Origin of the sequence: Rhodococcus sp. NPDC059179, from assembly GCF_042754885.1 — a bacterium.
Lineage (GTDB): Bacteria > Actinomycetota > Actinomycetes > Mycobacteriales > Mycobacteriaceae > Rhodococcus_G.
The window spans coordinates 872,297-890,919 of sequence record NZ_JBHZBV010000001.1 but is presented as its reverse complement, the minus strand read 5'-3'; the positions used below and the strand labels follow the sequence as shown (position 1 = coordinate 890,919).

16 protein-coding genes are annotated in these 18,623 nt (G+C 69.1%); 5 read left to right on the top strand and 11 right to left on the bottom strand.

Annotated elements, in window-relative coordinates:
- Positions 1-5 precede the first annotated feature (5 nt).
- From hmgA to ACFXMV_RS04085, 5 genes are all read right to left on the bottom strand, one after another.
- Complete coding sequence (hmgA, locus tag ACFXMV_RS04105; RefSeq protein ID WP_378499905.1) at positions 6-1,328, bottom strand: homogentisate 1,2-dioxygenase; 1,323 nt, start codon at positions 1,326-1,328, stop codon at positions 6-8.
- Positions 1,325-2,380, bottom strand: a complete 1,056-nt coding sequence (locus ACFXMV_RS04100) for a lipocalin-like domain-containing protein (RefSeq protein ID WP_378499906.1) — start codon at positions 2,378-2,380, stop codon at positions 1,325-1,327. Before ACFXMV_RS04100 ends, hmgA begins: the two co-directional genes overlap by 4 nt.
- A gap of 76 nt (positions 2,381-2,456) precedes the next feature.
- Positions 2,457-3,749, bottom strand: coding sequence for an oxygenase MpaB family protein (locus tag ACFXMV_RS04095; protein WP_378499907.1), 1,293 nt, complete (start codon positions 3,747-3,749; stop codon positions 2,457-2,459).
- A complete protein-coding gene (locus ACFXMV_RS04090; RefSeq protein WP_378503253.1) occupies positions 3,746-4,909 on the bottom strand; it encodes an alpha/beta hydrolase in 1,164 nt (387 codons plus the stop codon). Before ACFXMV_RS04090 ends, ACFXMV_RS04095 begins: the two co-directional genes overlap by 4 nt.
- Positions 4,906-6,744, bottom strand: a complete 1,839-nt coding sequence (locus ACFXMV_RS04085) for a multicopper oxidase family protein (protein WP_378503254.1) — start codon at positions 6,742-6,744, stop codon at positions 4,906-4,908. The genes ACFXMV_RS04090 and ACFXMV_RS04085 overlap by 4 nt, the downstream gene beginning before the upstream one ends.
- Positions 6,745-6,859: 115 nt before the next feature.
- Here ACFXMV_RS04085 and ACFXMV_RS04080 point away from each other — a divergent pair, with 115 nt between their 5' ends.
- A complete protein-coding gene (locus tag ACFXMV_RS04080) occupies positions 6,860-7,723 on the top strand; it encodes a lipase (RefSeq protein WP_378501303.1) in 864 nt (287 codons plus the stop codon).
- A 9-nt stretch (positions 7,724-7,732) separates the two neighbouring features.
- A complete protein-coding gene (locus tag ACFXMV_RS04075) occupies positions 7,733-8,299 on the top strand; it encodes a TetR/AcrR family transcriptional regulator (RefSeq protein ID WP_378501302.1) in 567 nt (188 codons plus the stop codon).
- Positions 8,300-8,373: 74 nt separating this feature from the next.
- Here ACFXMV_RS04075 and ACFXMV_RS04070 read toward each other — a convergent pair whose 3' ends face one another.
- On the bottom strand, positions 8,374-9,726 hold the full coding sequence (locus tag ACFXMV_RS04070) for a hypothetical protein (protein WP_378503255.1): 1,353 nt from the start codon (positions 9,724-9,726) through the stop codon (positions 8,374-8,376).
- A gap of 132 nt (positions 9,727-9,858) precedes the next feature.
- Positions 9,859-10,266 (bottom strand): large-conductance mechanosensitive channel protein MscL, encoded by a 408-nt coding sequence (mscL, locus tag ACFXMV_RS04065; RefSeq protein ID WP_378502513.1) that lies wholly within the window; start codon positions 10,264-10,266, stop codon positions 9,859-9,861.
- A gap of 265 nt (positions 10,267-10,531) precedes the next feature.
- Between mscL and ACFXMV_RS04060 the strand changes: the two genes are divergently transcribed.
- Entirely contained in the window at positions 10,532-10,930 is a 399-nt protein-coding gene (locus tag ACFXMV_RS04060; RefSeq protein ID WP_378502514.1) for a hypothetical protein, read from the top strand.
- A gap of 117 nt (positions 10,931-11,047) precedes the next feature.
- Entirely contained in the window at positions 11,048-11,959 is a 912-nt protein-coding gene (locus tag ACFXMV_RS04055) for a hypothetical protein (protein ID WP_378502500.1), read from the top strand.
- Between the two features lie 111 nt (positions 11,960-12,070).
- Here the strand turns inward: ACFXMV_RS04055 and ACFXMV_RS04050 are convergent, their stop codons facing one another.
- Together ACFXMV_RS04050 and ACFXMV_RS04045 are read right to left on the bottom strand one after the other, a co-directional pair.
- Positions 12,071-13,105, bottom strand: a complete 1,035-nt coding sequence (locus ACFXMV_RS04050) for an aspartate-semialdehyde dehydrogenase (RefSeq protein WP_378500260.1) — start codon at positions 13,103-13,105, stop codon at positions 12,071-12,073.
- 2 nt (positions 13,106-13,107) lie between these two features.
- A complete protein-coding gene (locus ACFXMV_RS04045; RefSeq protein ID WP_378500259.1) occupies positions 13,108-14,376 on the bottom strand; it encodes an aspartate kinase in 1,269 nt (422 codons plus the stop codon).
- A 341-nt stretch (positions 14,377-14,717) separates the two neighbouring features.
- Between ACFXMV_RS04045 and ACFXMV_RS04040 the strand changes: the two genes are divergently transcribed.
- A complete protein-coding gene (locus ACFXMV_RS04040) occupies positions 14,718-16,277 on the top strand; it encodes a bifunctional 3'-5' exonuclease/DNA polymerase (protein WP_378500258.1) in 1,560 nt (519 codons plus the stop codon).
- On the opposite strand, the gene ACFXMV_RS04035 is transcribed toward ACFXMV_RS04040, so the two are convergent.
- Positions 16,253-17,251: a helix-turn-helix domain-containing protein gene (locus ACFXMV_RS04035; protein ID WP_378500257.1), complete on the bottom strand. Its 999-nt coding sequence runs from the start codon at positions 17,249-17,251 to the stop codon at positions 16,253-16,255. The genes ACFXMV_RS04040 and ACFXMV_RS04035 overlap by 25 nt on opposite strands.
- A gap of 86 nt (positions 17,252-17,337) precedes the next feature.
- Positions 17,338-18,159 carry a hypothetical protein gene (locus ACFXMV_RS04030; protein ID WP_378503633.1) on the bottom strand — a complete coding sequence of 274 codons (822 nt, stop codon included), beginning with the start codon at positions 18,157-18,159 and terminating at the stop codon, positions 17,338-17,340.
- Between the last annotated feature and the right edge of the window lie 464 nt (positions 18,160-18,623).

The window sequence follows — 18,623 nt, the reverse complement described above, 5'->3', positions numbered from 1 at the left end:
GGCTCCTAGCTCTGCGGTTCGTCGGTGACGGGCGGGACGAAGTTGTGGGTCAGTCCGGCCCACGAGCTGTCGTAGTCGGGCTGGCGGTGCGGGGCGGCGTGCGCGAAATCGGTGGTGGCCAAGGGAAGCCGGGTCTCGAACATGAAGGGCAGTGAGCCGGGCAGGTACTGGGGCCCCAGGTCCGCTGCACTGGCCCGTTCGAAGGTCTCGAGGTCGGGTCCGTGTGCGGCCCACATGTTGTGCAGGCTCGCCCCGCCCGGCACGAAGCCCTCGGCCTTCGAGTCGTGCACCCCCTCGACGAGTCCCATGAACTCGGTCATCACGTTGCGGTGGAAGTGTGGTGGCCGGAAGGTGCGCTCGGCCACCACCCATCGGGGCGGGAACGCGACGAAGTCGACGTTCGCCTGCCCCGGCGTGTTCGAGAGCGAGGTGAGCACAGTGAAGATCGACGGATCGGGATGGTCCCAGCCGAGGGTTCCCATCACATTGAAGTCGGCGAGGTCGTACTTGTACGCGCCGTGGGTGCCGTGCCAGGCGACCACGTCGAGCGGAGAGTGGTCGTAGTCGGCCGCCCACAGTGCGCCACCGAACTTCTGTACCACCTGCACCGTCGCCTCACGGTCCTCGTAGGCGGCCACCGGGTAACGGAAGTCCCTGGCATGTGCGAGCCCGTTGGCGCCGATCGGCCCCAGTTCCGGGAGAGTGAAAGCGGCGCCGTAGTTCTCGCAGACGTAGCCGCGTGCGGTCGGCTCCTGGATCTCGACGCGAAAGCGCACCGCGCGGCCGATCACCGCGATCTCGCCGGGCGACACACGCAGCCGGCCGTACTCGGTGTGCAGCACCAGTGCGCCCTGCTGCGGGACCAGTAGCAGTTCGCCGTCCGAATCGCTGAAGTAGCGGTTCGTCATCGATTCGGTCGCCAGGTACAGGTGGATCCCGATACCCGTGCGCGCCAACACATCCCCGTTGGCCGCGATCGTATAGAGACTGTCGACGAAATCCTGCTGTGCCGCCGGTTCGGGCAGCGGGCCCCATCGCAGCCGGTTGGGATCGACGATGCCGCCTGCCACCGGCGCCGACCGCAGCGTGCCGTTGTCGATCCGCGCGAACGCCGGATGCTGGGCGGACGGCCGGATCCGATACACCCAGCTGCGCCGGTTGCCACCCCGCGGCTCGGTGAATGCGGTGGCCGAGTGCTGCTCCGCGTACAGGCCGTGCGGCGCCCGCTGCGGCGAGTTCTGGCCCCACGGCAACGCGCCGGGCACCGCCTCCGAGTGGTGCTCGTTACCGAAGCCGGACAGGTACTCGAACGGGTCCGACCCCGTCACTTCAGCGCAACCATCTCGTGCAGGGTGGTCCCGGACCGCTCGAAGGTGGTGCCCCCCAGGTCGATCGACAGCTCGAATGTCGAGTGGAACCGGAAGTAGCCGGGCCTGCCGAGCAGCCGGTTCGCCAGCGGTTTGACCAACCGGCTCCGCACCACCGGCACGTCGGCCAGGAAGTCGTGACCGTGCACGATCCGGTCGACGGTCAACCGCAGGTCCACCTGCCCCGGCACCTGCAGCCGGATCCAGCTCGGATACTCGCGATTGGCCACCTCGTGGAACACCCGCGGCCCCTCGGTCAGCTCCACCTCCCCGGTGCTGAGCACCACCTGGTCCCCCTTGGCCAGCATCAGCGGACGCGACTCGTGCGCGCCGAATTTCTGCTGGGTGAGCACGGTGGCGTAGATCAGCGAGAAGTCGTCCACGTACAGCCGGCCCCAGTACCAGCGGTCGATGATCCGCTTCATGTCGCCGACGCCCCAGTTGTGGTCGGCGTAGCCGCGACCGCTCGCTGTGAGGGTCTTGCCGCCGATCCGCACCGTCCCGCTCACCCGCGCCCTCGGTGCGCCCACCGCCCAGGCGAAGAACGCGTCGTCGCCGTACGACGTCTGGCCGCGACCGGGCATCCAGCTCGGGATCTCGTTGCGGAACTCGAGATCGAAGGCGATGTCCTCCTCGGCGATGTGCACGTGATGGATCGGCAGCCCACCGTCCGGGAACTCCGCGTAGGCATAGTTCTGGCCGACCTTGACGTCGCATTTGTCGACGGAGGCGGAGGCCTGTGACGGTTCGTAGACCTTCACGATCTCCCGGCGCGTCCCGTCGGGCGAGTAGACGTGCAGCTCGACTCCGGGCTTGCGGGTCACCAGTTCCCGCGTCTGCAGGAACCCGACGACGATGTGTCCGTCGTCCAGGTGCGCGTCGAAATACCAGTGCTCGAACGCGAACTTGCTTGGCGACGGGTGCGCGGCGTTGTCGCTCGGGGACACCGTGGTGATCGAGCCGTCCTTGCGGCCCGGGCCGTTCCAGGCCTCGACGATATCGAGAGTGGTCATAGCTGCCTCCTGTTCGTGTGGACTAACCCGTCACCGCCGCAGTCACGTGTGCGTCACCGCCGCAGTCACATGTGCGTCACCGCCGCAGCGCACCCTTTGCCTGGAACTCCGCCTCACGGCCATCCATCTGCGCCCGGTACCAGTTCTCGCGGTGCCACAACGCAATCCGTTCGAGCGGGCCCGCCACACCGGGGACGAACCGGCGGGCCAGCTCCATCACGGTCACCAGCGGGAACCGCAACACCGGGATCAGCACCCAGGGGAAGGCCCGCGGCAGGTTGTACTTCCGACGGGTCTTCGGACCCATGAATATCGCCGCGTACGCGGAGTAGATCCGGTAGTTGTACCGCTCGCGGAGCCGCTGCAGGCCGCGGTGGCCGTCCCGCGGTGCGAAGCTCGCGGGGAACGACTCGATCAGTTCCGCGCCGTGCCTGCCGGAGTCGTACGAGCGCGAGGCGATCACCATCGCGAGCGCCCGCAGCGTGTCGCGGACGTTCTCCGGATACCAGCCGACCCGCACCCCCAGCAGATGGCCCATGTAGCGCTGGAAATGCAGCAGCGCCCGCATCTCCTTGGGCGTGGTCTGGTAACCCAGCGTCCACAGGGCCATCGCAGGCGCCACGCTGCCCCCGATCAGGGTGAGCATCATGTAGCCCTGGCTGATCGGCAGTCCCCACCGCTCGCTGTGCCATTCCGGATGCTCGGCCACGCGGCGGCGCACCGACACATGCATGACTCTGACCCGCATCGCGGTGGCTCGCCCCTTCGACCCCGGCGTCAGCAGGGCATGCGGCTCGGACAGGTCCATCCAGAATCGACTCGTCTCGAGGAACCGGCGCAGCGCGTTGTCGCCCGCGTAACCCCCGGACAGTGACAGCGGCGTGGCCACTGCGGCCTCGGTGTACATCTCCAGGGTGGTGCTGCCCGCAACGGTGAAGAGCATGGTGCCCCACCGTCGCCAGATGGCCGCACCCTGCTCGACCAGTTCGGGCCGCACCCAGTCCGGCACGTCCTCGAACTCAGCGAACAGCTCCGCCATCGCCGGCGGCACATCCGCAACCGCATGCACGCCCTCGGTGAGCGCCTGGTCGAGCATCGCCCGCCCCGCCACCGGGCCGATGTCACCCTCGAAGACCTCGTCGATGAAGCGTTCGGCCACCGGGTCGCCTGCGTACAGGTCGTTGCAGAACGCGGTGACCTGCTCGTCGGTGGGGAACAGTTCGCCACCGGTCAGCCGCAGGCTGAGCTTCTGCATACGCCTCGTTCGCGGCGAGTTCAGCGAGTCCCAGTACCGAAACGCGGTGGGGCACTTGTCCTTCACTGATGAAACTTCTCGCGACTCTTCCGTCGACCCGACCTGACTGGTCATTTCCCCTGCCCTTCCGCTAGTCCCTGCCCGACCAACCAGTCACGCAGCCGGGTCACCACCGAGTCGAGTCCGCCGGGCTGGTCGACCAGGTAGTGGTTGAGCCCGGCCAACTCGATCAGTTCCGCGTCAGCACTCGGTAGCGCGGCGTGCAGCTCCCGCGAGTCGGTCGGGAACGCGGCCTGATCCGCCATCAGACACATCACCATCGCCGGCGTCTTGACCGTGGCGAGATCCCTGAGCGCGTCCGCGTTGGTGTGGTCGAAACTCCAGGTGCTGAGCCAGCTTCGGACCGTGACGAACCGAGCCAACCCGCCTGCGGCCGTGTTGGCGGCTCGCGGGTCGCCGTACATGCTGCCGAGCGCCCGGTCGCTGGGATCGACGGCGAGGTCGACGAACCGGGGGTCGGCCGTGGTGCGGTGCACCACGAAGCCGCGGTCGGCGGCTCCCGTCCGGGTCAGTTCGTCGACCTGCGCCAGGGCCCACTCGTCGATGCGCCTCATCCGCGCCAGCTGGGCATCCCGGTAGTCACGCAACCAGTCGGCGTCCAGCGGCACCGTGCGCCCCGGCGCGAACAGGTCCAGGCCCGGGTCAGTGGCGAACGGGTCCAGCTCATCGGTCACTGCGCCGTCGATCCAGTTTCGCAGCACCCGAGCCCGGCCCGGGTGCGCGCCAACCAGCATCAGCCCGTCCGCCGGGATCAGCTCCGCCCCCGCCAGATTCACCGGGTCCCCGGCGGGAGTCGTCGTGATCGTGGGGCGCAGCGCCTGCGACTGGTAGAACGAGGCCAGCGAACCGCCGCCGCTGAAGCCGAGCAGCACCACCTTCTCGAAACCGAGTTCCTCGCGCATCCACCGGACACCGGCACCGAGGTCGAGTGCCGCACGCTCCATGATCAGTGCCGGCTCGTTGTTGGCGTACCTGGTGTTCAGTCCCATCGCGGGCAGGTCCGCCTCGGCGAGTGCCCGCAGCAGGAAGTGGGTGAGAAAGTTCGAGGCCGGGTGCGCCATGATCACGCCGACTTCTCTCGAGAACCCCGGCTCGGCAACGAGATTCGCGTGCAGAGTCGGATAGTGCCGACTGAGTCCGGAGTGCATCTCGATCCGGCCGTCGGTGGCGGGCTGGTACGGGATCCGCTGGAAGTGGTCTACGGCCTCGGTCATGCGACGGTCCGGAACTTGAGCATCATGTCGTGGTCCTCGTGGTCGAGTATGTGGCAGTGCCAGACGTAGCCCCGCAGCGGCGGCGCTGCGGCAGCCGCGCCGTGGTCCTCGCCGAGATGGATGTCCCGGACCCGTGATTCGTGGCCCGTCGCTGGGGTTTCGACTCGGCCGGTGGTAGCCGGGCCGAAGGTCGCGTCGGGATCGAATCCGAGTTCGTCCGCGGTGGGGAAATAGACGATGATCCGGGTGATCGAGTTCGGGTTGGCGATCACGGTTTCCTTGAACCCGGACTCCCAGGGTTCCGGCGGGATCAGCGGCGAGATGGTGAACGGGTCCGCGGACGGCGTCCACCGGGTGCCGATCGGTGGCTGCGGGTTGTGCAGGGCGTACCGCAGGGTCTCGATCACCTGCCTGCCCAGCACCCGGAAGGTCACCAGGTGGATGTGGATGGGATGCGGGTCGTTGGTGGCGTTGACGATATTCCACTGCTCGACCGTGCCCTGCCGGGGCATCTCGATGTCCGCCGAGGAGTAGGTCAGGTTGTTCAGCGACATGATCGACGGCGGCAGCCGGACCGCGGTGGGCTGACTGAGGGTGACGTTGCGGAACACCTGCGGCGCAGGCACCGGCGGGAGCGAGGCGGGCAGGCCCCGGCCACCACGCAGGGTCTGCGGCACCGACCCGGTGAAGCCCCGCGACCGTCCCACCCGGAACCGGCAGAACAGCGGCATGAGTACCCCACCGATCTGCGCGGCCTGCCCGGGCGGTGCCTCGTCGTTGCGAAGCTCCACCGTCGCACCGGAATCCAGGCCTCCAAAGTCCACGAGAAGGTCGACGCGCTCGCCTGGACCGAGCCGCACGTGCGTGGTCGCCACTGGCACATCGAGCAGGCCGCCCTCGGTTCCGATCACCCAGAACCGCATCCGGTTCCCGAAGTACAGGTTCCATACGCTGTAGGAGGCGGCGTTCAGCAGTCGCAGACGGTACATCCCGCGGGCGACCTCGAGTTCCGGCCAGATCTTGCCGTTCACCACCCCGACGTCGCCGACCGCACCGCCCTCCCAACGCCCCTGCGGCACGATCGGTGTCGAGCGAATGCTCTGCCTGCCGTCGGCGGTGAACAGCTTTTCCTGCATCACCAACGGGATTTCGTACTGTCCGGCCGGTAGGCCGAGCGGGTTGTCGCTTCGGCCGGTGTCGAACTCGTCGCGCAACGTGTACAGCCCGGCCAGCCCGGCATACACGTTCAGACGGGTCACCCCCATCGCGTGGTCGTGGTACCACAGCGATCCCGAGTCACGACGGTTCGGGAAGTGGTGGACGAATCCCTCACCCGGGCGGGAGATCAACTCGGGATGGCCGTCGAACTCCGGGGCCGTCACTCCCCCGTGCAGATGCATCGACGTGGGGATCTCGGTGCGGTCCCGCTCGCTGAGTCCGTGCAGCGAGGTATCGAAGTCCGCGGCGAATGGGTGCGTGGTGATGCCGTTGTGGAACGCGACCGTGGTCGGCTCGCCCGCGTGCGCCTCGATCGTCGGTCCGAGGTAGTCCATCCCGCCGTAACCGAGGGACGGCGACGGATCGAGGTCCGCGTGGAAGCGGTGCAGCGCACTGGCGGCCCGCACCTCGAACGCGGTCCCGGTGAGGCTGGGCAGCAGCGGCAGCTGGTCTCGGAAGGGCTCGACCTTGGGCGACTGGAAGACGAGCGGTCGCGTGGGATCGCCCTGCCGGATCCGGCCCGTCGCGACGCTCGCGGACCCGGCCGAGACCGTGCCCATGCCCGCGGTCAGCGCCAAGCCCCGGACGAAGGCCCGGCGGGAAATCGGTACGGACATTTTCACGAAACGCTCCTGTGGCTGCTCGAACAGATCACTTCTCGGAGGTTGCGACGCTGACCATACCCTACCGTATGGTATGGAGACGGGCATTTCGCGATCAACCGGAGGACTCGTGATAAATGCAGGTAGAAGGCATTTCTGGACAGTTCTCGCGGCGACTGCGCTGACCGCGTCCGTCCTGACGGGGGCCGGGGGCGCCGCCTCCGCGGACACCAGCACCGACACCCCGACCGCCGGCTCCGCGTGTGGCGCAGGCCGAGATCGCGCGGTGCTGCTGGTCCATGACCTGGCCGCGAACGCCGACCAGTGGCGCGACCTGGCCAACGACCTCGACGCCCGCGCGCTGTGCGGCTATCGCTTCACCTACGGGGTCACCGACCCACGACTGCCCGTCGCCGGGCTGGCTGCGCTCGAGGGCAGCGCGAACGAACTGGCTGCGGCGGTCGACGCGCTGGCGGCCGAGGGCGTCGACGACGTGGACGTCGTCGCGGTCGGGGCCGGGGCCCTCGTCGCCCAGCGGTACCTCCAGGACCACCCGGGTGCACACCGGGTTCGCTCCCTCACGGCGGCCGGGGCGATGTGGGACGGCACCAACGTCGCCGAACTCGGTGCGGCCGAAGACCTTTCCCGCCGACTCGGCACATACGACGCGATCCTCGCCGTGGAGCGACCGCTGATCGATCCGCTGTGCGGCGGCTGTCGGCAACTCGTCCGCGGATCAGACTTCCTGACCGAACTACGCCGCGCTCCCGTCCCGACACCTGGCGTCACCTACACCAACATCCTGTCTGCCTCGGACGGTCTCGTCGTGCCCTTCACCTCGGGCGCCTGGTCCGGGATGACCACGATCGTGATCCAGGACATCGACCCGTCCAACCGCAGCAACCACTTTCAACTCACGACCGATCCCCTCGCGCGAGCGCTCACGGTCGCGGCACTGCTGCGCGCCCGCGGCGTCGGCGAGGCAGGCTCGTAGGATCACGGCATGGCCTCCGCATCGGCGCCGAAGCGATCCCCCCGCCTGTCCGTGGACCAGTGGACGCAAGCGGCACTGGATCTGCTTGTCAGCGAAGGTGTTTCCGCGGTCAAGATCTCGCGTCTGTGTGAACAACTACAGGTGACCAAGGGCAGCTTCTACTGGCATTTCAACGACATCGACGGGCTGATGACCGCCGTCGCCGAACGGTGGTGCGGGCAGCAGAACGATGCGGCCCGCGGCCTGGACCTGGTCGAGTCGATTCCCGCGCGGCAGCGCCTCGAGCAGATGTCCGCGATCCTGATCGAACACCGGTCCTGGTCGGTGGAACGCGCGATCCGGGACTGGGCCCGCACCGAGCCCCGGGTCGCCGAGGCGGTTGGGGTTCTCGACCGTCGCATCATGCAGATGGTTCAGGATGCACTGCTCGAGGTGGGGTTCGACCCGATCCAGGCACGGCTGCGGGCCGGAACTCTCGTCTACGCGGGCATCGGGTTCGTGCATGCCCGAGACAGCCTGCCGACGCCGACCCCGGAGGAGATGCACGCCATCATCGCGCTGCTCACCGATCCGTAGCGCCCGCCCGCCGACTGCGCACCTATCGACGCCCCACTCGGCCGATGCCCCGAGAGGTGCACTCTCGGCGGGGGTCACCCCGCGTCGGGCGAACCCGCCGCGACCGATTCCGCCGCCACCGATTCGGCGGCGGCCACGCCTGGCCGAGCCACGACCTCGACGGCGACAAGCGCGAGCAGGGCCAGCACCGCGATCGTGAACACCACCACCCCGGACGGGTAGGTCCAGAACACCAACACGGCGACGGCGACCGCGACGATCGCGACCCGCAGCGGGACCCGCAGCCGCGCGGCCCAGAGCTCGACCGGGCGCGGCGCCCGGCCCTCCCCTGTCTTCCTGATCGCGTCCACCCCCTTGGTGAACCCGCGGCGGACCGCAAGCGCGGACGCGGAACCCCCGGTCAGATAGCCGATCAAGGCGACGACTATCCCGGTCAGGAACCAGGCGCGCAGCATCGTCTTGAGCGGGGCCGCCACCGCGTCCACCACCGCCGCGGCCGCGGCCGGGGACAGCACGTCCGACGGGATCTCATCGATGTACACCGCGCGGGCGACGTGCAGCGACACGCTCAGCAGCGCCATCGCGATCGCGACCCCGAGACCCACCAGCGACAGCGCCCGCAGCCTGCGGCCCCGCGGTGCCGCGAACACCGCCCCGATCGCCGCGAGCACCCCCAGCCACGGCAACCAGGTGGCCGCCTTGTCGAGGGCGTTGACGGTCTTCTGCGCCTTCACGAGGTCGGCGGACTGGAAGATGACGAAGCTGGCGTCGATCTCGGGGATCTTGTCGGCGAACGCGAAACCGCGCTCGGTCAGGCGCTCCCGGACGGTCTCGAGGATCGCCTTGAGCGGCACGCTGACGGTGCCCTTGTCATCGATCTGCACCACGCTGGTGTCGCCGGTCGCGACCGCGACGAGTTTCTGGTGGGCGATCCGGTTCGCGTCGATCCACGCGGACTCGAACTGGTCGCTGGCCACGATCGTGTGGACGGTGTCGCGGATGAATCCCTCGGCCTGCCCGGCGATGACCGGGGCCAGACCGACCACCTGCGTCGGCACCCGAGGCGCGTTCTCGGTCAACGCGGTCAGCGCCTCCGCCGTCACCTTCTCGATGTCGAGCCGGCTGAAGATCTGCCGCGTCACCTGGTCGGTGATCTCGTCCTGCACCGCCGGGTCCGCGCCGAGCGGGGCCACGGTCGCCACGTACCGGTCGGTGTCGAGGATCTCGCTCCGGGTGAAGCGGGCCAGCAGCGAGGTCAGCAGCAGCACCGCGACCAGGACGATCAGCAGCCCGGACGCCGTCCAGCGCAGCGCGCCGCGCACCCCCCGCCGCTTGGCGCCCTCGTTCGCGGCAACCTGAGCGCGCAGCCGGAGCAACTCCGCCCGCTCGTCGGCATCGAGCGGCTTCGCTTCGTCGGTCGGCGTCATACGAAAATCATGCGGCCTGGAGTGGCTAACCGACCCCACCGATCCGCAATCTCACCCGCTCCGGATGAGGAAACGCGAATCGCGGCGCCCCGGACCTCGAGTCCGGGACGCCGCGATTCGCGGAACCAGCTTTTAGGACTCGACCCGCGTCGAGGTGGCGTCGGCGTTCGCGTCGGCGAGCAGGTTCCGGATCTCGGTCAGCAACTCGATGTCCGTCGCCTCCTTCTCCTCCTCGGTCATGAACCGCTCCTTGACCGAGTTGAACGGGACGATCAGCACGAAGTAGACCACCGCAGCGATCATGGCGAAGTTGATCACGGCGCTCAGCACGGCGCCGAGGTTCACGAACGTCTCGGGGCTGTCCGTGATCTGGAAACCGAAGCCCATCTCGTTCGAGCCACCCAACGAGGCGACGAGCGGGTTCACGATGTTCTCGGTGAAGGCGGTCACGATCGCAGTGAAGGCGGCGCCGACCACGACGGCAACGGCGAGGTCCAGCACGTTGCCCCGAAGGAGGAACTCCTTGAAACCCTTGAGCACTTGTTCGTCCTTTCGTTGTGAATATTCGACCGACTATCTCGGAACGATATATGCCGACCAAGCACCGTACAGGTTCCCGCGCCCCATCTCACCCTGAGCGGATGACGCGACGCGCTGGTCACGCCCCTAGCGTGGGCCGCATGTCCACTGACACCACCAAGACCATCGCGGTCGTCTCGATCATCGCGATCGTCCTCACCGCCGCGCCGATCCTCGTCGCGCTCCTCTTCTGATCCGCCACCAACCGACGTCACCGAAGGAACCCATGGACGACAAGACCCCCGGGGGCTGGGGCGTATTCGCCGGCCTCATGCTGATCATGACCGGCACCTTCAACGCGGTCGAGGGCATCGCCTCGCTGACCGCACCCACTCGACTGTTCGTCGGGGAGGAGAAGCTGCTGATCCTCGACTACGACCGGTGGGGGTGGGTGCTGATCGCCTGGGCCGTGCTGCTCATCGTCGGCGGCGGCGCGTTGCTTGCCGGAGCCACCTGGGCGCGCGTCTTCGGCGTGACCCTCGCGCTGCTGAACGCGGTCGGACACCTCACCCTGATCGGCACCCAGCCGTGGCTGTCGATCCTGGTCATCGCCATCAACATCGGCGTCATCTGGGGCCTCACCGCCGGCTGGCCGGCGAACCGCGCGCAGCCTGCCGCCGCCTGACCGACCCGTCGTCTTCCGTCCGCCGTCCGTCCCGCATCGGGGACGGGCGGCGGACGTCTTACATTCACCTGACCCGGATGAGGACGCCCACCCGGCCGTCGCGTTGACTTGACCATCGTGAAGTCCTCGAAACTCTCGGTGAGTCTGGCCAAGGAGGCCCTGGCCGTCCAGACCCAGACCGCCCGCGGCTGGCTGAAGCGGACCTCGGCCGGACGGACGGTGGCCCGGATCATCAAGGGAATCATCGACATCGAGCTGGCGGACCGCTCGATGACCCTCGCCGCGCAGGAGTTCACCTCGGTGCTGCCCGTCATCATCGCGGTCGGCACCATCGGGAACCTGGACGGCGTCGGCGACACCCTGTACGAGCAGCTCGGGCTCGATCCGTCGGGGATGGACCTGTCGATGATCGCGCCCGGCGCCCTCGAGTCGAACACGCCCACCTTCGCCACCTTCGGCGTCATCGGCGTGCTGATGGTCATCCTCAGCGGCACGTCCTTCGCCCGCGCGCTCGGCAGGCTGTACGGGCGGGTGTGGAACATCCCGACGCTGTCCATCCGCGGCGGCTGGCGCTGGGTGGCCGTGCTGCTTGCGGTCGCCTCGTCCATCGGGCTGCTCAGCGCGGCACGGAACCTGGCGGACGTGGACTGGGTGGGGCTGCCGCTGGCGTTCGGCAGCGAGCTGATCATCTGGTTCGTCCTGTGGGCGGTGGTGCCGTACCTGCTCACCGAGGGCAGGCTCGCAGGCCGGGTGCTGTGGGCCACCGCGGCGATGACCGCCCTCGGGCTGGCCCTGCTGCGGATCGCGGGCCGGATCTACCTGCCCATGGCCGGGGCATCGGCGCAGGACAAGTTCGGCGCGCTCGGCCTGGTGTTCACCGCGATCACCTGGATGTTCATCATGTCGGGCGTGGTCGTCGCGGCGGCGACCACGGTCAAGGCGTTGGCCCTGGACGAGGGCCGGATCGGGCACCTGCTCCGCGGCCCCGTCCCGGTCGGTATCGGCAGGAACGGCGTCTCGGTCCACTAGCACCCCTGCCCGCCCGCCCAAACACGATCTCCCCAATGTCACATTGATTCGCGTCAGCCGAATCAATGTGACATTGGGGAGATGTGAGGTGGGGGGAACCTAGGGGCGCGGTCAGCCGACGAGCAGCTCCGCGATCTGAATGGTGTTGAGCGCGGCGCCCTTCCGCAGGTTGTCGCCCGAGACGAACAGCGCGAGGCCGCGGCCGCCGGGCACGCCCGGATCCTGACGGATGCGGCCGACCAGCGACGGATCGCCGCCCGCCGCCTGCAACGGGGTGGGCACGTCGACCAGCTGCACGCCGGGCGCCTGAGCCAGCAGCTCCTTGGCACGCTCGACGGACAGCGGGTTGCCGAACTCGGCGTTGATCGACAGCGAGTGGCCGGTGAACACCGGGACGCGCACGCACGTGCCGCTGACGAGAAGGTCGGGCAGGCCGAGGATCTTGCGGCTCTCGTTGCGCAGCTTCTGATCCTCGTCGGTCTCGCCGCTGCCGTCCTCGACCAGCGAGCCGGCCAACGGGATGACGTCGAACGCGATCGGGGCGACGTACTTGTTCGGCGCAGGGAACTCGACCGCGGAGCCGTCGTGGACGAGCTTCTCGGCGTCGTCGACGACCGCGCGCACCTGGGTGACGAGTTCCTCGACGCCGGCGAGGCCGCTACCGGAGACCGCCTGGTAGCTGGAGATGATCAGCCGCTGCAGGCCGGCCTCGTCGTGCAGCACCTTGAGCACCGGCATCGCGGCCATCGTGGTGCAGTTCGGGTTGGCGATGATGCCCTTCGGAGGGTTCTTCGCCTCCTCCGGGTTGACCTCGCTCACCACGAGCGGGACCTCGGGGTCCTTGCGCCACGCGGAGGAGTTGTCGATCACCGTCGCGCCCGCAGCCGCGAACCGCGGCGCCTGGACGCGGGACAACGTCGCCCCCGCCGAGAACAGCGCGATGTCGATGCCCTTGAGGTCCTCATCGGGGGTGCCCGCGGCGTCCTCGACCACGATCTCCTCCCCACGGAAGGGCAGCTTCGTGCCCGCCGAGCGGGCCGACGCGAAGAACCGCACCTTGTCGGCGGGGAAGTTGCGCTCCGCGAGGAGCGCGCGCATGACGGCGCCGACCTGACCGGTCGCGCCGACCACAGCAACAGTTGTCATCTCTAGCGTCCCGTCCCGCCGTGGACGACGGCCTCTTCGTCGCCGCCCAGATCGAATGCCTTGTGGATTGCGCGCACCGCGTCGTCGAGCTCGTCGTCCGCGACCAGCACCGAGATGCGGATCTCCGAAGTCGAGATCAGGTCGATGTTGATGCCGGCCTCGGCGAGCGCCTCACAGAAGGTGGCGGTGACGCCCGGGTGGCTCTTCATGCCCGCGCCGACCAGCGACACCTTGCCGATGCGGTCGTCGGAGAGGATCTGGGTGAACCCGATCTCGCCCTGCAGCTCCGTCAGCTTCTCCACCGCGGCGGGCAGGTCCGTCTTCGGCAGCGTGAAGGTGATGTCGGTCTTGCCGGTCTCCACCTTCGAGATGTTCTGCAGCACCATATCGATGTTGATCTCGGTCTCGGCGACCGCACGGAAGACCTTGGCGGCATAGCCCGGCACGTCGGGCAGCCCGACTACGGTCACCTTGGACTCGCTGCGGTCGTGCGCGACGCCGGTGAGGATGGCTTCTTCCACGGGAATGTCCTCCATCGATCCGGACACCATGGTGCCGGGCTTGGTGGTGTACGAGGAACGAACGTGCACGGGCACGTTGTAGCGGCGGGCGTACTCGACGCAGCGCAGCATGAGCACCTTCGCCCCGCACGCCGCCATCTCGAGCATCTCCTCGAAGGAGACGGTGTCCAGCTTCTGCGCGTCGGAGACGATCCGCGGGTCGGCGCTGAAGATGCCGTCGACGTCGGTGTAGATCTCGCAGACGTCGGCCTTCAGCGCGGCCGCGAGCGCGACGGCGGTGGTGTCGGAGCCGCCGCGACCGAGGGTGGTGACGTCCTTGCTGTCCTGGCTGACGCCCTGGAACCCGGCAACCAGAACGATCGAGCCGCGGTCGAGGGCGTCACGGACGCGGCCAGGGGTCACGTCGATGATCTTGGCGTTGCCGTGGGCACCGGTGGTGATGACGCCTGCCTGCGACCCGGTGAAGGAGCGGGCCTCCTCGCCGAGGGAGTGGATCGCCATCGCGACCAGCGAATTCGAGATCCGCTCGCCGGAGGTCAGCAGCATGTCCATCTCGCGCGCCGGCGGACCCGACGGGCAGACCTGCTGGGCCAGGTCCAGCAGCTCATCGGTGGTGTCGCCCATCGCCGAGACCACCACAACGACGTCGTTGCCGGCGCGTTTGGTCTCCACGATCCGTTCGGCGACGCGTCGGATGCGCTCGGCGGATGCCACCGAGGATCCGCCGTACTTCTGCACGACGAGCGCCACGCCAATCAACCTCCGGATCTGGGAACGGGTAACGAAGTCCAGTTGGCAAGCTTACCGACGACGCCCGGCGGGCTCGCAGTCAGCCGGACCGACCTGCGCGGCGCCCGGCCCGGGACCCCCTGCGCCTGCCCTTTCGTGGTGGCACAGTAGCCCGGTGGACCTTCCCAAACGAACCCGGATGCAGCCGATGGAGGAGCGATCCTCCGTCTCCCCGCTCGAGCTGTTCTTCGACCTGGGCTGGGGCTGGCCGCGTTCAAGGTCGCTACGCCGAGCACCGCGACGAGATCCGGCACGGCGGCCACTGACGGGGCCTGTCGCACCCGCACGGCAGACTGCCCGTTGTGCGGATCGTATTGGTGCCCGGGCCCGAGCACACCCTTGCGATCCGCACGGACGACACCGGCCGCACCCTTGGCCCGCCGCTGTCGTTCCCGGACCCGTCCGCCGCGGTGCGCGCCCTCGAACCGGACGGCCATCCCCGGTGGGTGTGGGCGGATGCCGCGGCCGTCTATCCCGCCGTGCTGCGTGACGGACTGCGGGTGCAGCGCTGCCACGACCTCGCGCTGACCGGCGCCCTGCTCAGCGTGCGGGCCGGCGAACCGGCCGTCGCGCCGCAGCCTCCGCTCGACGAGCGACCCGGCCTGTTCGACGCCGCGCCGCCCCGCGACCCCGCCGCGGTGGTCGACTTGCATCGAGCCCAGCTCACCCTGATCGGCACCGATCCGAGACTGCGCCTGCTGGTCGCCGCCGAGTCGGCGGGCGCGCTCGCCGCCGCCGAGATGAGTCACCACGGGCTCCCGTTCTCCGCCCAGGCACACCTCCTGCTCCTCGAACGCGCGCTGGGACCGCGCGCCACCGGAGATGCTGTGCCGCAAAAGATTCGAGAGATCACGGAGGTGATCAGCGCGGCGTTCGGGCGTCGGGTCAACCCCGCGTCCCACGTCGAACTGGTGGACGCGTTTGCCCGCGACGGCGTCGAGCTCAGCTCCACCCGCGCCTACCTGCTGCGCGACGTCGACCATCCCGCGATCGAGCCGCTCCTGCACTACCGGGACCTGGCCAAACTGCACGCCGCCAACGGCTGGGCCTGGCTCGACACCTGGGTGCGCGGCGACAGGTTCCGGCCCGTCTACGTTCCGGGCGGGGTGGTGTCCGGACGCTGGGCCAGCCGCGGCGGCGGGGCACTGCAGATCCCGAAGGCGTTGCGCACCAGCGTGATCGCCGACCCCGGACACACCTTCGTCATCGCCGACGCCGGGCAACTCGAGCCCCGCATTCTCGCCGCGATGTCCGGCGACCCGCTGATGGTCGCCGCGGCGGGCGCCGACGACCTGTACGCACCGGTGGCCGCGGAGGTCTTCGCCGGCGACCGCGACAAGGCGAAGGTCGCGATCCTCGGGGTGCTGTACGGGGCCACCGCGGGAGAGTCGCGCGCGCTGCTGACCTTGCTGCGCAAGCGTTTTCCGGTAGCGGTGCAGTACGTGGAGGACGCCGCGCGTGCGGGCGAGCGTGGCGAGGTGGTGCAGTCCTGGCTGGGCCGCTCCTGCCCACCGCCGGACGAGGGCTGGTGGTCCGGCGGCGATGAACACGGCCGGCCCGACGGGGGCGCACGCGCCCGTGGCCGGTTCACCCGCAACTTCGTGGTGCAGGCGACGGCCGCGGAGTGGGCGCTGTGCCTCCTGGCCGAGCTCAGGCGGCGACTCGCGGAGGACGACGGCGCGGAGTTGGTGTTCTTCCAGCACGACGAAGTGGTCGTGCACTGCCGCGATCCCGAGACCGCCACCGAGCACGTGCTGGCCGCGACGCGCGCCGCCACCCGACTGCTGTTCGGCGACACGCGGGTGCGGTTTCCGATGGATGTCGCGGTGCGGGACTGCTACGCCGAGCCGCCGGACGCCTGAAGGGGCTCCGCTCGGCACACCTGCCGCCGGATACCCCTGGGCGAGGCGCCCGTGATGTCCCGGACCGCGCGGCTGAACTGGCTCAGGCCGACGAATCCGCTCCGCAGGGCCACCTGGCTGATGGTGAGGTGCGCGGCGCCCGGATCGGTGAGCAGGCCGACGCCCCACCGGACCCGGCGTCGCCGGATGAGCTCGTAGACCGAGTGCTCCTCCGCCTCGAACAGCTTCTGCAGGTACCGGGGGCTGACATTGATGCTCGAGGCGACCTGCCCGATGGTCAGCGTCGGATCGGTGAAGTTGCTCTCGATGAATTCCGTTGCCCGAGCCCGGTTTCGGAGCCCGATTTCGTCGCGCACCTGAGCCTCACCGGTCGACTGGTGCACCACCGCCAGGCACAGGTCGACGATCGCGCGCTCGATCAGCGCCGCCTCGGCCGATCGCGGGTCGCACACGCCGGTCACGGCGAACCTCTCGATCGCGGACGCGATCGCGTCACCGAGTGGCGACGCGGAAACTGTGGCGCCGACCAGGGTTCGGGCATCCACGGATCGAGCGGCGAGCAGATCGTGTGGCAGGTAGACGAAGACGAAGTCGCCGCGATGGGAGAGCTCGACCTCGAAGGCGGCCGCGAAGTCCACAAAGGTGATCTGGCCCGCGCCTGCGCGGCTTGCGGTGCGGTTCTGCCGGACCCGGATCTCGCCCGTTCGCACACAGACCATGGACAGGTACACGCTGTGGTCGTCCGCCAACCTGTCCGGCGCCCGGATCCCCGAAACGGCCGAGGTACGAAGCCTGTTCACTCGGATCGAGCCGAAGTCGGCCGTGTGCATCACGGCACGGAAGCGGTCAGGTTTGATCGCCACCATGTCGGCCGCCGCCGACAGGGTCACAAGTCCTTCCGGACCGCTCAGCCGCAGGCCGTCGTTGAACCGTTGGGTCAACGACGCGGCCTGTGGAAGTGGTTTCCCCGTCATACGCACCCCTGCCACCCCCGACAAAGGACCTCAGTGCGGTGAAGACTACCGCGCGAGCGAACCGTACGGTCTCGTACGGCGGGGATTCACCAGCCCGCTATCGCCGCGGACCGGGACGGGTTCAGCTCGGCGAAGTCGCGACCCGCAGGCGAGGCGGCAACCTCGTCGAGCACGTGTGCCACCCACTCGGCGCCGACAGCGCCCGGTCCGACCGCCCGGACGATGAGCTCCGCCAACCGCGCCGGGATCCGGGACACCTGTGCCAAGTCCCCGGCGCCCGACCGGTCGCCCAGGGTGAGCGTCGACAGCGCCATGCCTAGTCCACGAACGTCGCAGGCCGGGTCCGAGTCCGGGAGTGGGCCCGGAAAGGCAAGGAACACATCGCCGTCCATGCTCACCCGCAACCGGTCGGGATCGTCGAGGGCGAGGACACTGTCGGCCTCGTGCGCCCGGCACACCGTGTGCGCCAGGGGCCTGATCGCGGAGGCGGCGGCGGCGGCCGACAGCCGGCCCTCCACGACCTCGGCGAGCGAGCAACTCGGCACCCATTCGGTGACGACCGCCCCGGCCGATTCCGCGTCGACCATGTCCACGATTCGCGCGACGGCGGAGGTCCGGATCCCGCACATCCACACCGTGCGGGCAAAGACCTCGTCCGTGTCGACCTGTGGGTTCGCGTCGCCGTCGAGCAGCGTCAATCCGACCTCACGGCCGGTCACCAGGTCGAGTCCACGCCAGAACTCCACCGACGGCGCCGTCCCGCAGCACGAGAGCAGGCGGTACCGTCCGACCGCGAACGTACTTCCCGGCATCCGGCCGGACGGCGCCACACATCCGAGGACGGTGGGCCTGGTGAGGCCGCTCGGGGTTGCCGCCACGACGGGCAGCCGTTCGGTGTCAGCGCGCATAGACCGGCATTCGGCCCAGCGAATGAGTGACAACCAATGTCATCGGTGCATCCTCACACAGGGCCGGAAGGTAAACGCCCCCAAAAACCATCGGATTTCGGCCCGCGAAATCACCTTGCGAACCCGACGACACCGACCCGTGCCGAACCCGCAGGTAGGAGCGGCCGTGTGGCCGCGACGCCCGGACTCGACACCTTCACCACGGCGCGAATCGTCGAAACCTCGTGCGCGAATCGCACGGTCCGCCCGACGGTCCCCGCGGCGAAACGGCGCCGCACCCCTCCCCTCTCGCCACCGATACCGCGACGGCGAGCGCTGGTGTTCGGCCTCCCGCCCGCCGGACGGCGGTGGCCGGGTGGACTGCGCTCGTCGCGGTCGCCGTCGTCGGGACCTACGTGGTGAGCGTGGGCCGGCTCGGGCCGCCCGGATCGCTCTTCTTCGTGCTGGTCTGCGGCGTCGCCGCG